General features: G+C 65.1%; 18 protein-coding genes. 14 read left to right on the top strand and 4 right to left on the bottom strand.

All coding sequences use genetic code 11. The features are described from left to right. Positions 1-21 precede the first annotated feature (21 nt). The 5 genes from SPO_RS18120 (at position 22) to SPO_RS18100 (ending at position 3,279) form a co-directional block, all read left to right on the top strand. Positions 22-720: a helix-turn-helix transcriptional regulator gene (locus tag SPO_RS18120; RefSeq protein ID WP_011049257.1), complete on the top strand. Its 699-nt coding sequence runs from the start codon at positions 22-24 to the stop codon at positions 718-720. Between the two features lie 126 nt (positions 721-846). Continuing rightward, positions 847-1,512 (top strand): OmpA family protein, encoded by a 666-nt coding sequence (locus SPO_RS18115; protein ID WP_011049256.1) that lies wholly within the window; start codon positions 847-849, stop codon positions 1,510-1,512. Between the two features lie 152 nt (positions 1,513-1,664). After that, positions 1,665-2,021 (top strand): MerR family transcriptional regulator, encoded by a 357-nt coding sequence (locus tag SPO_RS18110; RefSeq protein ID WP_011049255.1) that lies wholly within the window; start codon positions 1,665-1,667, stop codon positions 2,019-2,021. A gap of 1 nt (position 2,022) precedes the next feature. Further along, the gene (locus tag SPO_RS18105; protein ID WP_011049254.1) at positions 2,023-2,622 is read left to right on the top strand and encodes a short chain dehydrogenase; all 600 of its coding nucleotides are present in this window, start codon (positions 2,023-2,025) and stop codon (positions 2,620-2,622) included. 114 nt (positions 2,623-2,736) lie between these two features. After that, entirely contained in the window at positions 2,737-3,279 is a 543-nt protein-coding gene (locus tag SPO_RS18100; protein WP_011049253.1) for an NADPH-dependent FMN reductase, read from the top strand. Position 3,280: 1 nt separating this feature from the next. Here SPO_RS18100 and SPO_RS18095 read toward each other — a convergent pair whose 3' ends face one another. Beyond that, positions 3,281-3,826, bottom strand: a complete 546-nt coding sequence (locus SPO_RS18095) for a cysteine hydrolase family protein (protein ID WP_011049252.1) — start codon at positions 3,824-3,826, stop codon at positions 3,281-3,283. An 81-nt stretch (positions 3,827-3,907) separates the two neighbouring features. Here SPO_RS18095 and SPO_RS18090 point away from each other — a divergent pair, with 81 nt between their 5' ends. From SPO_RS18090 to SPO_RS18075, 4 genes are all read left to right on the top strand, one after another. Continuing rightward, on the top strand, positions 3,908-4,858 hold the full coding sequence (locus tag SPO_RS18090) for a GlxA family transcriptional regulator (RefSeq protein WP_230981752.1): 951 nt from the start codon (positions 3,908-3,910) through the stop codon (positions 4,856-4,858). A 50-nt stretch (positions 4,859-4,908) separates the two neighbouring features. Beyond that, complete coding sequence (locus SPO_RS18085) at positions 4,909-5,253, top strand: YbaB/EbfC family nucleoid-associated protein (RefSeq protein ID WP_011049250.1); 345 nt, start codon at positions 4,909-4,911, stop codon at positions 5,251-5,253. Positions 5,254-5,327: 74 nt separating this feature from the next. Next, entirely contained in the window at positions 5,328-5,924 is a 597-nt protein-coding gene (gene recR, locus SPO_RS18080; protein WP_011049249.1) for a recombination mediator RecR, read from the top strand. Positions 5,925-6,036: 112 nt separating this feature from the next. Then, a complete protein-coding gene (locus SPO_RS18075; RefSeq protein WP_044028791.1) occupies positions 6,037-6,525 on the top strand; it encodes a hypothetical protein in 489 nt (162 codons plus the stop codon). Positions 6,526-6,553: 28 nt separating this feature from the next. Here the strand turns inward: SPO_RS18075 and SPO_RS18070 are convergent, their stop codons facing one another. After that, a complete protein-coding gene (locus SPO_RS18070) occupies positions 6,554-7,183 on the bottom strand; it encodes a ribonuclease T2 family protein (protein ID WP_011049247.1) in 630 nt (209 codons plus the stop codon). Between the two features lie 128 nt (positions 7,184-7,311). Here SPO_RS18070 and SPO_RS18065 point away from each other — a divergent pair, with 128 nt between their 5' ends. Further along, entirely contained in the window at positions 7,312-8,088 is a 777-nt protein-coding gene (locus SPO_RS18065; RefSeq protein WP_011049246.1) for a DUF1013 domain-containing protein, read from the top strand. Positions 8,089-8,138: 50 nt separating this feature from the next. Beyond that, a complete protein-coding gene (locus tag SPO_RS18060) occupies positions 8,139-8,531 on the top strand; it encodes a hypothetical protein (protein WP_011049245.1) in 393 nt (130 codons plus the stop codon). A gap of 5 nt (positions 8,532-8,536) precedes the next feature. Here SPO_RS18060 and SPO_RS18055 read toward each other — a convergent pair whose 3' ends face one another. Further along, complete coding sequence (locus SPO_RS18055; RefSeq protein WP_011049244.1) at positions 8,537-9,565, bottom strand: permease; 1,029 nt, start codon at positions 9,563-9,565, stop codon at positions 8,537-8,539. Then, entirely contained in the window at positions 9,558-9,875 is a 318-nt protein-coding gene (locus SPO_RS18050; RefSeq protein ID WP_011049243.1) for an ArsR/SmtB family transcription factor, read from the bottom strand. Before SPO_RS18050 ends, SPO_RS18055 begins: the two co-directional genes overlap by 8 nt. A 181-nt stretch (positions 9,876-10,056) precedes the next feature. On the opposite strand from SPO_RS18050, the gene SPO_RS18045 reads away from it, so the two are divergent. The 3 genes from SPO_RS18045 to pta all read left to right on the top strand — a co-directional run bounded on the left by SPO_RS18045 (position 10,057) and on the right by pta (position 14,454). Next, positions 10,057-11,523, top strand: a complete 1,467-nt coding sequence (locus SPO_RS18045) for a PLP-dependent aminotransferase family protein (RefSeq protein WP_011049242.1) — start codon at positions 10,057-10,059, stop codon at positions 11,521-11,523. Between the two features lie 124 nt (positions 11,524-11,647). Then, positions 11,648-13,423 (top strand): sulfoacetaldehyde acetyltransferase, encoded by a 1,776-nt coding sequence (gene xsc / locus SPO_RS18040; RefSeq protein ID WP_044028790.1) that lies wholly within the window; start codon positions 11,648-11,650, stop codon positions 13,421-13,423. A gap of 20 nt (positions 13,424-13,443) precedes the next feature. Continuing rightward, positions 13,444-14,454, top strand: coding sequence for a phosphate acetyltransferase (gene pta, locus SPO_RS18035; RefSeq protein WP_044029392.1), 1,011 nt, complete (start codon positions 13,444-13,446; stop codon positions 14,452-14,454). The last annotated feature ends 87 nt before the right edge of the window (positions 14,455-14,541 follow it).

Raw genomic sequence — 14,541 nt, 5'->3', positions numbered from 1 at the left:
AGCAGCCAGTCAGAGGGTCTCATGCGCCGTTCCACCCGTTTGTTCGAAATCATCCAGATCCTGCGGGCCGCCACCGTGCCCATCACCGCCGAGGATCTGGCCGCGCGGCTCGAGGTCTCGGCCCGCACCGTCTATCGCGATATCGCGGCACTTCAGGCCATGCGCACCCCGATCGAGGGCGCGGCGGGTCTGGGTTATGTCATGCGGGGCGGCTATGACCTGCCGCCTCTCAATTTCGACCAGGAAGAGGTCGAGGCGCTGCGTGTCGGCCTGTCGATGCTGGCGCGCACCGGCGACAGCGCGCTGCAACAGGCGGCAGAACGAGTCTGCGCCAAGATCGATGCGCTGCACGATCCGGCGGACTGGTTGCGGGTGGCGCCCTGGGGGGCGCCCGCCGACGATCCCGGGCAGGGGTGCACCCCCATCGCGCTGTTGCGCAGCGCGGTGCGCGAGGCGCGCAAGATCAGGATCGAATATCGCAGCGGCGAGGGCGCCCAGACGCTGCGCGTGCTGCGCCCGGTAGGGCTGATCTATCACCTCGATTGCACCATGGTGGCGGCCTGGTGCGAGTTGCGGCAAGGGTTTCGCAATTTCCGCACCGACCGGATCTGGGCCTGTGACCTGCTCGAGGACAGTTTCGCCCCGCAGGCCAAGGCCCTGCGCCAGCTCTGGCAGGATCAAAGCGGTTGGGACGAGGCCGCCGCAATGCCGGCTCGATAGGTGGATGGGCGGGGAATCGCCGATTTCCCCTTTTTCTCGCTTGAGACGCAGTGCACCTATGACGATATAATGCCCGCAATAGAGAAGACTCCGCACAAGGCGGGAGCATGAGCAGAAGGTGACGCCATGACATTCACGAAACTCTCGGCCGCGGCTGGACTGACCGCCATTCTGGCGCTGGGGGCCTGCACCGATCCGGCCTCGCTCAGCACCAATACCGACCCCAACCAGAAGGCCAAACAGGGCGCCTTGATCGGCGGTATCCTTGGGGCCGGTGTCGGCGCCATCGCCAATGACTCCAATCCCGGTCTGGGCGCGCTGGCCGGCGCCGCAATCGGGGCCGCGGGCGGCGGGCTGATCGGCAACTCGCTGGACAAGCAGGCCGCCGAGCTGCGGCAGGAACTGGCCAATGATGGTATCACCATCACCAACACCGGCGACCGCCTGATCGTGAGCGTGCCCAACGACATCACCTTTGACACCGACAGTTCCACGGTCCGCCCGGGCCTGCGGTCTGACCTGCAGAAGGTGGCCGCGCATCTGGTACGCTACCCGCAATCCAGTGTGCAGGTCATCGGCCATACCGACAGCGACGGCGAGGCCGCCTATAACCAGGGTCTGTCCGAGCGGCGCGCTGGCGCCGTGGCCGACATCCTGCAGGCGGGCGGCGTGACCTATGACCGGATCTCGACCCTGGGCATGGGCGAGAACAGCCCGATCGCTTCGAACCTGACGCCCGAGGGCAAGGCCCGCAACCGGCGTGTCGAGATCGTCGTGATCCCACGTAACTGATCGGGGCAGCAGCCCAGGCACTCAAACCCCGCGCCCGACAAGGCGCGGGGTTTTGTCTTTGCACCGGTGAGTTTGCCTGCCCGCAGAAACCGCTTGATCTGGAGCCGCTCAAGGGCGGTAGGCTTGGGAAAACCCAGCAGCGGAGATCGCGGATGAAGATTGCAGAAGCTGCCGCCAGATCCGGTTTGAGCATCGACACGATCCGTTTCTACGAGCGCTCGGGCCTGCTGCCGCCAATTGCACGCGGTGCTGACGGGATGCGGCGGTTTTCACCCGAAACGGTGGACTGGCTCAGATTACTCGCCTCCTTGCGTGAAACCGGGATGGAGTTGCGCGCGATGCGCCGCTTTGCCGAGCTTTACCGGCAGGGCGATGCCACCATCCCCGAGCGGCGCCGCATCCTGCAGGACCATGCCGCCAGCCTGAACGGGCGCCGGGCGGCGCTTGACCGGTGTGCGGCGCTGCTGGCGCACAAATTGCAACGCTATTGCGAGATCGAAGGAGGATGAGATGCGGATCATTGTGGTTGGGGCCGAGGGTGACGTCGGCAGGGCGGTTTGCAAGGAATTGGGCAGCCGGCACGAGATCATCCGGGCCGGGCGCAGCCGGGGTGACGTGACGGTCGATATCGCCGACCCGCATTCGGTCGCGGCGATGTATGCCCGCACCGGGCCGGTCGATGCGGTGATCTCGACCGCGGGAGAGGTGCATTTCGCGCCCTTGCGCGACTTTGACCGCGAGACCTTCATGATCGGTCTGCGCAACAAGGTCATGGGCCAGATCAACCTGGTGCTGGGCGGGTTCTACACCGTGGCCGAGGGTGGGAGCTTTACCCTGACCAGCGGTGTGCTTGATCGGGATCCGATCCCGATGGGCAGCGGTGCGGCGGCTGCGAATGGTGCCCTGGGCGGGTTCGTCATGGGGGCCGCGATCGAAATGCCGCGCCACCAACGGATCAACGTGGTCAGCCCGGGCCTGCTCGATGTCTCTGTTCCGCGCTATGGCGCCTGGTTTCCCGGGCATGAACCCGTGCCCGCCCAACGGGTTGGCCGGGCCTATGCCAAAAGTGTCGAAGGGGCGCTGAGCGGGCAGGTGATCATCGTGGCCTGACAGCGGGCGACGGGCGGCTCTCTGCGTAAATGAACATCGCTTGCGCGCAGTCAGGGGTTTGGATCGCAGGCATTGCCCCTTAGGTAGCGGGGGACGCAGAAACAGGAGAACCCAATGACCGACCTCACCCTGCTGGGCCTCAGTGGTGCCTTGCGCGCCGCCTCGACCAACCGCAAGCTGCTGCGCGAAGCGGCGCGTCTGTTCGGACCCTCGACCTATACCGAGGCTGATTTGAATCTTCCGCTCTACGACGGCGATGACGAGGCCGCACAGGGCATTCCCGAGGCGGTGCAGCGCCTGGCCGACCAGATCGCGGCGGCGGATGCGGTGATCATCTCGACCCCGGAATACAACAAGGGGCCGTCGGGCGCGCTAAAGAACGCGCTCGACTGGGTCAGCCGCACCAGCGGCAAACCCTGGGCGGACAAGCCGGTCGCGGTGATGTCGGCGGCGGGTGGCCGCGCCGGGGGTGAGCGCGCACAGGCGGTTCTGCGCGGCTTCATGGTGCCGTTTCAGCCGCGCCTGCTGAGTGGCCCCGAGGTGCATCTGGCGGACAGTTCCAACCAGTTCGACGAGAACGGCCATCTGACCGGCGAACTTTATGCCCAGACCCTGCAATCCCTGATGGACAAGCTGCGCGCCGAGGCGCTGCGCTGAGCTAGTCGAGCAAGGTTGAGACCGGAACCACCCGGCCATAACTGGCAGCAAGCGGCGCCAGAAACGCCGCATGCACCATCTCGGCGGGCACGTCCTGCCCGTCGAACGAAACGGCCCGTGCCGCACAGGCATCGGCGGCCACGGTGACGGCAAAGCCGAGGTCAGCCGCCGCGCGGGCGGTGGCGTCGATGCACATCTGGGTCATTGCCCCACAAAGGGTGACCGCCTGGATGTCCCCACCCTGCAATAGGTCCAGCAGCGCGGTGCCGACAAAGGCATTGGGCCGTGCCTTGGTCAGAACCGTCTCTGTCGCGGTAGGAGCGACAGAGGCGTGAATCTCGGCACCGCTGCTTCCGGGGCGGAAAAAGGGCGCCTCGGCACTGGCAAACTCGTGCCGTACATGGATCACCAGCACCCCGTCGCGCCGCGCCGCCGCCAACAGGTGGGCGGCTTGTCCGGCGGCCGCCTCCATCCCGGGCACCTCCCATGCGCCGCCGGGGAAATAGTCGTTCTGGATATCGACCAGGATCAGGGCTGTTTTGGTCATTGTCAGTCTCCGTTCCAAATTCATGACCTGCATCCTGATACGGATTGAGCAGGGGTACGATTGGCGTATATGACAATGACCATGCAGATTGTGCCAAACATAGCCTTGGTCGACTATCCCGGCGCGCAGCGGGCCGCGCTGCATGGTCTCGCCGACATGTTCCGCCTGATCGCGCGGCTCGACCCAGAGGCTGCCGGGCCCGAGGTCACCATCGTCAACGCCGACACCCTGCCGCAACAGGGGGTTACCGCGCTCCTCTTTCCGCCCTCGATCGGCGGCGCACGCGGGGCGCTCGATCACCCCCTGGCCAGATGGGCGCACCGGCAGCATGCTCAGGGCGCGCTGGCTTGCTCTGTCTGTGCAGGCGCTTTCTGGCTGGGCCATGCCGGACTGCTTGACGGGCGCCCGGTTACCACCCATTGGGGGCTTGAGGAGTCGTTTCGAGAGACCTTTCCCAAGGCCCGGTTGGAGCCTGAACATATCCTGATCGACGATGGCGATGTGATCACGGCTGGTGGGCTGATGGCCTGGACAGATCTGGGCCTGCACCTGACCGGCTTGTGGTATGGCGGCGCCATGGTTTCGCGGCTGGCGCGATACCTGCTGATTGACCCGGCCGGACGCGAGCAGCGCAACTATTCAAGCTTTCGCCCCGAGCGCGGTCATGGCGATACCGCCGTGCTGGCGGCTCAGCGTCATATGGAGATGCATCTGCAAGGTCCGTTGACTGTGCCACAACTGGCACAGGTGGCCGGTCTGCCGCTGCGCAGCTTCATCCGCCGGTTTCAGGCCGCGACCGGCCATGCGCCTGCGACCTATCTGCAAGCGCTCAGGATCGAGAAGGCGCGCGGCGCGCTGGAACGCGGGGCCGAGAACATCGCCCAGATCGCCTGGACGGTCGGGTATGCCGACCTGCCCGCCTTTGCCCGCGCCTTCAAGTCGCGGACTGGGTTGACACCGGGCGCTTATCGGGCGCGGTTTCGTGCCGCATTCCCACCGGGCGCGGTTTCGCGCCGCATTCCCCTTGCCTGAACGGCAGGGCGTCCGTATCTAGCCCCGGAACCGGAACACAGGAGATACCCATGTTCAAAGGATTGGGCGGACTTGGCGACATGGCCAAGATGATGAAATCGGCGCAGGAACTGCAGACCAAGATGGCGCAGATGCAAGAGGACCTGAACTCTGTCCTGGTCACCGGCGAATCCGGGGCCGGGCTGGTCAAGGCCACCGCCACCGCCAAGGGCGAGCTCAAAGGGCTGGATATCGACCCGTCGATCTTCAACGGCGACGACAAGGAAGTGGTCGAAGACCTGATCCTGGCCGCGATCAAGGACGCACAGGCCAAAGCCGCCGAAAAGGCGCAAGAGGAGATGGCCGCCCTGACCGAGGCCATGGGCCTGCCCAAGGACATCAAGCTGCCGTTCTGATGCGCGGGCCGTTCCCTTTGCTTTGAACTGCGGGCATGATCGCGTCAAAGCGGGGATCGCACGGGGAACAGGATATGGCCGGATCGACCAAGGATATCGACGCGCTGATCGAGCTGATGGCGCGTCTGCCCGGTCTGGGCCCGCGCTCGGCGCGGCGCGCGGTGCTGCATCTCATCCGCAAGCGCGCGCTGCTCTTGACCCCGCTGGCCGATCTGATGGGGCAGGTTGCGGCCACCGCCCGCGAATGCCTCAACTGCGGCAATGTCGGCACCTCGGATATCTGCGATATCTGCACCGATGAACGGCGCGCGACCGGCGAGCTGTGCGTGGTCGAGGACGTGGCCGATCTGTGGGCGATGGAACGTTCGGGCGTCTTCAAGGGCCGTTATCACGTGCTGGGTGGCACTCTGTCGGCGCTGGATGGGGTCGGCCCGGACGAGTTGCGCATTCCCCGGCTGGCGGATCGCGTCACCGCCGAGGCGATCTCCGAGGTGATCCTGGCGCTCAACGCCACCATCGACGGCCAGACCACCGCCCATTACATCGCCGATCAGCTGGGCGGCCGGGTGCGGCTGACCTCGTTGGCGCAGGGCGTGCCGATCGGGGGCGAGCTGGATTATCTCGACGACGGCACGATCTCGGCCGCGATGCGCGCGCGCAAGGAACTGTAGGCGCATTTGCGAGACAAAGCGGCCTTTGTGTCCCGGCCTGCATCTTTGCCTTTGGCACGCCCGGATTTGCGGGTACCAAGGGTTCAGACATTCATTCCCCGGAGTATCCCCGATGACCCGCATTCTTGCCCTTGTTCTTGCCGCCGCCACCGCCACCGCTGCCTGGTCGCAGGAGCTGATCGACAAGGGGTTCGTGCATGGCTGGAACCTGATGGTCGACCCGGCGCTGGGCAATGGCTGTCTGATCCAGACGGTTTACGAGGATCTGTCGGTGGTGCGGCTTGGCTATGACCGCACCGGCAACCGCGGCTATTTCACCGTCTTCAACAAGAACTGGGGTTCCATCGAGGATGGCGGCAGCTATCCCATTACCTTCGATCTGGATGGCGAGCGGTTCGAGGCCACCGCCATCGGCGCCAACAAGGGCAAGGTGCGCGGCGCGACGGTGTTCTTCACCGACCGCGAATTCGTGCATGCCATCGCCCAGCGCAAGGTGATGACGGTTTATGGCGCCGAGGGTCAGCAGGTCATGGCGATTGATCTCAAGGGCACCTCGAAGGCGCTGGAATATGCGCGCGAATGCCAGAAGGCCCAGAACTGAGACCCGACCCCGGACCGGATGCGGTCGTTCAGCGAATCGGCGTGAACACCGCATCCTTGAGCCGGCAGTCGCGCACCACGTCGCGGCCGCAGGGCACCGGGTCGAGAGATGTCGACAGGCAGATGCGCACCTCCTGAATGAAACCATCGGCGCAGGTCACGGTCACCATGTCGGGTTCAAGGGCGGGATTGGCCTTCAGGAAGGCCTCTTCGACCAGCCGGGCGGGCAGTTTCACAGCCTTGTCCAACTGGCGAAAGACCGGCGGGCGGATCACGCTGTCGAATGCCTCGCGCGACAGGGCGTAATAAGCCGCCGCACTCAGCCCCGAGCAGGTGCCGTGTTTCTTCCACTGATGCCAGGCCAGGCCGGAACTGCCTTGGATATCGGCCATTTCCGCGCTCATCCGGCGGCTGGGCGGCGCCTCGGGCGTGCGGCAATAGCTGGGCCAGCCCTGGTGATACTGCGGCCACAGCCCGTGCAACACCCAGCCATAGTCATGGCGCGCGTCACATTGATCGGCGCCGCGCGCATCGCCGGTGGTCTCGCACCAGTTGGGCGACCAGCTGAGCGACAACACGTAATAGTCGAAATCGCCCGCCTGCTCGCCCTCGGCCCAGGCGGCGGTTGCGGTCAATGCCCATAAAACCAGCCAGCGCATTCGCTCTTTCCTTATCTGCCCGGCCTGACTATATACGGTCGGAGTTCCCCGACAACGGAAACACGCCCCAGACCACGGGGCAGCCGAATTCCGGCGACGGGAGAGATGTATTCGCAAGGAGACAAGCCATGGCAAAACCTCTGATGGCCAAGGCAACCGCCGTCTGGCTGGTGGACAACACGACGATCAGCTTCAAGCAGATCGCCGATTTCGTCGGCATGCACGAGCTGGAAATTCAGGGCATTGCCGATGGTGATGTGGCGGCAGGCGTCAAGGGGTTCGACCCCATCGCCAACAACCAGCTGACCCAGGAAGAAATCGACAAGGCCGAGCAGAACCCGCTGCACAAGCTGAAGCTCAAGTTCAACCCGGCCGCCGCCGGCGAGGAAAAGCGCCGTGGCCCGCGTTACACCCCGCTGTCCAAACGCCAGGACCGCCCGAACGCGATCCTGTGGCTGGTCAAGTTCCACCCCGAACTGTCCGATGGCCAGATCGCCAAGCTGGTCGGCACCACCAAGCCGACCATCCAGTCGATCCGCGAGCGCACCCACTGGAACATTTCCAACATGCAGCCCATCGACCCGGTGGCGCTGGGCCTGTGCCGCCAGTCGGAGCTGGACTCGGTGGTGCAAAAGGCCGCCGCCAAGAAAGCCGCCGAAGGTGGCGTGATGAGCGATGACGAGCGCCGCAAGCTGGTTTCGACCGAACAGTCGCTGGGCATGGATACCGGACCGCGCATCCCGACCGCGATCGAGGGGCTGGAGAATTTCTCGCTGTCCGAGCCGATCAGCACCAGCGATGACGACGAGGAAGATCACCGGTCCATCGCCGATGCCGACAGCTTCTTCAACCTGCCCAAGGGCGGCACGGATGACGAGGACGAAGACGACGATCCGCGTTACTGATCGAAACCGCCCCGGCCCTGTGGCCGGGGCTTTTTCACATTCGGCGACCCATGCTTGATTTGCTTTCCAAACTGATTGGCCCGCACCGGGCGGTGTCGGTCTATGCCTTCCTGCACACCCGCGGCGCCGCGCTTGCCGCCGGTGCCCTGTTCGCCGCCATCCTTGGCGGGCTTCTGCTGTTCGGCAGGGGAGAAGAGCCTCATGAGCACGAGGCGTTTCTGACCCTCGACGTGTTGTCGTTGACCGCGATCAACGGAGATCTGCGCAACGGGGCGATTGTCTCGGTGCGCCTGCCGGGTGGCCAGGCGACCTCGATCACCTCGACCGAGGGGCCGGTGGCGGCCAGCGTGACCACCACCGCCTGTGTGGAAAAGCGCGTCTATGTCACCAGTGGCGAGGCACGCTATCGGCTGAAACTGCCCCAGCATTGCACGGGGCAGTAACCGGGTTACAGCGTCTGGAACAGCATGCCGGCGATCACCGCGCCGGTCAGGCCAAGCCCGAGATACAGCGCAAAGACGCGCGGTTTCACCAGTGACCAGACCGCCGCCATCGCCGGGATCGAGCTGACCGCGCCCGCCACCATGAAGGCCATGGCCGCCCCACCTGTCATGCCCTGTTCCATCAGCCCCGCCAGCAGCGGCGGCGCCACGTAAGAGTTCAGATAGGCTGGCATGCCAACCAGCGCGGCCACCACGATGGGCATTACCCCCTCGCCCCCGACCAGCCCAGCGATCACTTCTGCCGGCACATAGGTGACCAGCAGCGCCTCGATCACATAGGCCAGCGTCATCCATTTCAGCAGGAACATCCCGTTGCTGAGGAACTCGGCGCGAAAGATGCGTGTGCGCTCGGCCTCGGTCCAGAACCGCCAGTGCGGGGCCGCCGGTTTCGGGGCGCCACAGCCGCAGCATGAGGACTTGGCCCTGCGCAGCGGATCGCTAAGTGCGCCACCCGCCGACAAGGCGCGCACGACAAAGCCACCGAACAGGCCCAGCCCAACCGCCGCCACCGCCTTGCCGATGGCAAAGGGCCAGCCCAGAGCGCCCGCCGTGATCAGCAGCGTCGGCGGGTCGATGAGGGGCGAGCTGAGCCAGAAGGCCATCACCGCCGACAAGGGCGCCCCCAGTGCCAGCAGCCCGGCGATGAATGGGATCACCTCGCAAGAGCAGAAGGGGGCCAGCCCGCCGAACAGCGCCGCCAGCAGGATCATCCGTGTCTCGCGTCCTTCAAAGGCGCGCGCCACCAGAACCTCGGCGCCGGTCGCCTTGAGCCAGGCCAGAAGCAGGACCGCAAACAGGATATAGGGCGCCGTGCCCGCCAGCGCGGTCGCGGCGAAACGGGCAACCGCGCCCAGCTGCGCCGGGTCCAGCAGCGCCACCGCACCCAGCAACCCCGCGGCCACCGTCCAGGGTGTTTTTAGCCACGCTGTCAGACGGCCCGGCGCGCGCCGGGGAGAGGAGGTGATTTCAACCATTGTCTGTCTCCTGGATTTGGGCCGAACATTGATCGGCACAGCATTCCGCCATGATGAACTGCGCCAGCGCCTCGAGCTGGTCGAACCGGGCGCGATTGATGGTCTGACGACCCTGCCGGGTCTGCTCGATGACCCCGCCTGCCGCCAACGCCTTGAGATGATGGGCGAGGGTCGAGGCGGCCATGTCCGTGCGCTGCTGAATTTCGCCCACCGTCAGACCGGGCTGTCCCGCCCGCACCAGAACCCGCAACACCTTGAGCCGCGCCGACGATCCCATGGCGGCGAATCCGCCTGCTGCCTCGTCCCACATGTCAGCCTCCAATATAACTATAAAACTGGTTATATAGTTTTAAATGAACCGTCAACCGCGAGAATTCACGCCGGGATAAGGCCAGATAGCGGGCGCCCTTGACTCCAAAACACCAATGCCCCTTGTCAGCGCGCAATAAGTCCAAATTGATAACGTCATAAGTCCAACCTATTGTGAGCCCATGGCGATACCGGTCGAGACCTTCTTTCTGAAACAGGGCGCGCAGGGCACGCTTCAGGCGCAGATCCAGCAGATGATCGCCGAGGGCATCCTGTCGGGCCGGTTCCATGTGGGCGAGAAACTGCCGTCATCGCGGCGGCTGGCGACCCATCTGGGGGTCAGCCGGATCACCGTGACGCTGGCCTATACCGAGCTGTTGGCAAACGATTATCTGACATCGCGCGGGCGGTCGGGCTATTTCGTATCCGATAACGCGCCGATCCCGCCCAGCTATGCCCCGATGGAGCGCGATCAGGAAACGGTCGACTGGTCGCGCGCCATCGCCCGCAAGTTCTCGGGTGGGGATACATTGCAGAAACCGGCGGACTGGCGCGACTATCGCTATCCGTTCATCTACGGCCAGGCCGATCCCACACTGTTCGATCACGCCAACTGGCGGCTTTGCGCGGTGCGGGCGCTGGGGCAAAAGGATTTCGCCTCGCTTACCGCCGACTATGTCGATCAGGACGATCCGCTGCTGATCGAATTCATCGCGCGCCACACCTTGCCCCGGCGCGGTATCTCGGCCCGGCCCGAAGAGATCCTGATCACTTTGGGCGCGCAAAACGCATTGTGGCTGGCGGCGCGGGTGCTGCTGAACCGTCGGCGCAAGGCCGCGATCGAGGATCCCTGCTATTACGCGCTGCGCGAATTGCTGATCCAGTCGCGCTGCAATCTGGTCTCGCTGAGGGTCGATCTGGACGGGCTGCCACCCGACGCCATTCCCGACGATACCGACGTGATCTTTACCACGCCCAGCCATCAAAGCCCGACCACCGCCACCATGCCGGTGCCCCGCCGTCATGCGCTGCTGGAGCGCGCGAGAGAGATCGACGCGATGATCGTCGAGGATGATTACGAATTCGAGCTGGCCTTTCTGGGCGCGCCCTCTCCGGCGCTGAAGTCGCTCGATCGCGATGGGCGTGTCGTTTACGTCGGCAGTTTCTCGAAATCGCTCTTTCCCGGGTTGCGTCTGGGTTACATGGTCGGGTCCGAGCCGTTCATCCGCGAGGCGCGCGCGCTGCGCTCGCTGGTGCTGCGTCATCCGCCGGGCCATATCCAGCGCACCGCCGCCTATTTCCTGTCGCTGGGCCATTACGATGCCCAGATCCGGCGCATGTCTTCGGTCCTGCTGCAACGGCGGCAAGAGATCGAGCGCGCCATCGCCCAACATGGCCTGACCATCGCCGGGCGCGGCGTCTATGGCGGTTCGTCCCTGTGGATGCAGGCGCCCGCCGGGGTGGACAGCGAGGCGCTGGCGATGGCGCTGCGCGGCGAAAGCGTTCACATCGAACCCGGCACCGCCTTCTTTTCGGGGGCGGACCGGCCCAGGAATTACTATCGCCTGGGCTATTCCTCGATCCCGACCAGCCGCATCGCGCCGGGGATCGAGCGCATCGCTGGTGCCATCGCCCGGCACGCTGGGTAGGCTCTGGACCTATCCCGCTTTTCATTCTGGCCCTAACGCCAGCCTTCGGGTTCCGCCTAAACCTTTAGCCAAGATGCCGGTCCCACTGAGGCCGGCCAATCAGAACACCATGGAGTGCGTACTCATGAAGATGACGACCGAAGAAGCCTTCGTCAAAACCCTGCAGATGCATGGCATCCAGCATGCGTTTGGAATCATCGGATCGGCCATGATGCCGATCTCGGACATCTTCCCGGCCGCTGGCATCACCTTCTGGGATTGCGCGCACGAGGGCTCGGGCGGGTTCATGGCCGACGGCTATACCCGTGCCACCGGCAAGATGTCGATGATGATCGCCCAGAACGGCCCCGGCATCACCAATTTCGTCACCGCGGTGAAAACCGCCTACTGGAACCACACGCCTTTGCTGCTGGTCACCCCGCAGGCCGCCAACAAGACCATCGGTCAGGGCGGTTTCCAGGAGATGGAGCAGATGCGCATGTTCGCCGACTGCGTCGCCTATCAGGAAGAGGTCCGCGACCCCTCCCGCGTGGCGGAGGTGCTGAACCGCGTGATCATGAACGCCAAGCGCGCCAGCGCCCCGGCCCAGATCAACATCCCGCGTGACATGTGGACCCAGGTCATCGACATCGCGCTGCCCGCGATTGTCGAGTTCGAGCGCCCCTCGGGCGGCGAAGAGGCTGTCGCCGCCGCCGCCGAGATGCTGTCGAACGCCAAGAACCCGGTGATCCTGAACGGCGCCGGCGTGGTGCTGTCCAAGGGCGGTATCGCCGCGTCCAAGGCGCTGGCCGAACGTCTCGATGCGCCGGTCTGCGTCGGCTATCAGCACAACGACGCCTTCCCCGGCTCGCACCCGCTGTTTGCCGGGCCGCTGGGCTATAACGGCTCCAAGGCCGGGATGGAGCTGATCAAGACCGCCGATGTCGTTCTTTGCCTCGGCACCCGTCTCAACCCGTTCTCGACCCTGCCGGGTTATGGCATGGAATACTGGCCGGCCGATGCCAAGATCATCCAGGTCGACATCAACCCCGACCGCATCGGCCTGACCAAGAAGGTCTCGGTCGGCATCATCGGCGACGCGGCCAAGGTCGCCCGGGGCATCCTGGCCCAGCTCAGCGACACCGCCGGTGACGAAGGCCGCGCTGCGCGCAAGGACCGTATCGCCCAGACCAAATCGGCATGGGCCCAGCAGCTGTCGTCGATGACCCACGAGGATGACGATCCGGGCACCACCTGGAACGAGCGCGCCCGCGCCGACAAGCCCGACTGGATGAGCCCCCGCATGGCATGGCGCGCGATTCAGGCGGCGCTGCCGCGCGAGGCGATCATCTCGTCGGACATCGGCAACAACTGCGCCATCGGCAACGCCTATCCCGACTTTGACGAGGGCCGTAAATACCTGGCCCCCGGCCTGTTCGGCCCCTGCGGCTATGGTCTGCCTGCCGTTGTCGGCGCCAAGATCGGCTGCCCGGATGTGCCGGTGGTCGGCTTCTCCGGCGACGGCGCCTTTGGCATCGCGGTGAACGAGCTGACTGCGATCGGTCGTGGCGAGTGGCCGGCGGTTACCCAGATCGTGTTCCGCAACTATCAGTGGGGCGCGGAAAAGCGCAACTCGACCCTGTGGTTCGATGACAACTTCGTCGGCACCGAGCTGGACCAGCGGGTCAGCTATGCCGGCATCGCCAAGGCCTGCGGCCTGCAAGGCGTCGTCGCCCGCACCATGGACGAGCTGACCGCCGCGCTGGCCAAGGCCATCGAGGATCAGAAGGCGGGCAAGACCACCCTGATCGAGGCGATGATCAACCAGGAACTGGGCGAACCCTTCCGCCGCGACGCGATGAAGAAGCCGGTGCGCGTGGCCGGTATCGACAAGGCCGACATGCGCGAACAGCAGGTCTGACCGTCGCAGGGGCCGGGGTGATGACGCAAACGCCGATTGATCTGCTGCTGTCTGATCCCCCGGCCCGGCGCGCAACCGTCGCGCTGAGCGAAGGCAGCGATCCCCGCGTTGTCGCGGGGGCGCTGGCCGCCCACTCGGCGGGGATCGCGGATGTGATCCTTGTCGGGCAGGCGGCAGAAATCCGCGCCGCGTTGAAGGCGCAAGGCGCGCCTGCCGACAGTCTGACCATCCACGATCCGGACAGTTCTCCGCTGACCGCCGAATTTGCCGCCGCCTATTACGGTCTGCGTCGCCACAAGGGTGTGAGCGAAGCAGCGGCGCTGGCTGCCGTTCGCACTCCGCTTGTCTATGCGGCGATGCTGGTGCGCGGCGATCATGCGGTGGGCACGGTCGGCGGGGCGGTTGCCACCACGTCCGACGTTGTGCGCACCGCCATCCAGGTGATCGGCGCCGCGCCCGGCGCCGCGATGGTGTCGAGCTTCTTCCTGATGTATCCGCCCGAGGCCGCCACCGCCCATGCCCGCGCGATGCTCTATTCCGACAGCGGGCTGGTGATCGACCCATCGGTCGCGGAACTGGCCGCCATCGCCGCAGCATCTGCCGCTTCGTGCCGGGCGCTTTTGCGGGCTGAGCCGAAGATCGCCATGCTGTCCTTTTCCACCAAGGGCAGCGCGCGGCATCCCCATGTCTCCAAGGTCACCGACGCGCTGGCCCGGTTGCGCGCGGATCATCCCGATCTGGACGCGGATGGCGAATTGCAGTTCGACGCCGCCTTTGTGCCCTCGGTCGGTGCCTCCAAGGCGCCGGGGTCGGATGTGGCCGGACAGGCCAATGTGATGATCTTCCCCAATCTGGACGCGGGCAACATCGGCTACAAGATCACTCAGCGCCTGGGCGGATACACGGCCATCGGCCCGGTTCTGCAAGGGCTGGCGAAACCGGCAAACGACCTGTCGCGCGGATGCGTTGCAGGCGATGTCACCCAGATGATCGCCGTCACCGTTCTGCAAGCCATGGCGCAAACGCAATGACGGAACAAAACACCCCAGAAATTCAGTTTTTCGGAAAAAGGTTTCGGAAAGTCTGAATTTCCAAGAAAATGTCGCGGAATGGGGTGA

This window comes from Ruegeria pomeroyi DSS-3 (assembly GCF_000011965.2).
Classification (GTDB): Bacteria; Pseudomonadota; Alphaproteobacteria; order Rhodobacterales; family Rhodobacteraceae; genus Ruegeria_B; species Ruegeria_B pomeroyi.
Note: the sequence above shows the minus strand (reverse complement) of the source record. Positions and strands in the feature narration are given on the sequence as shown.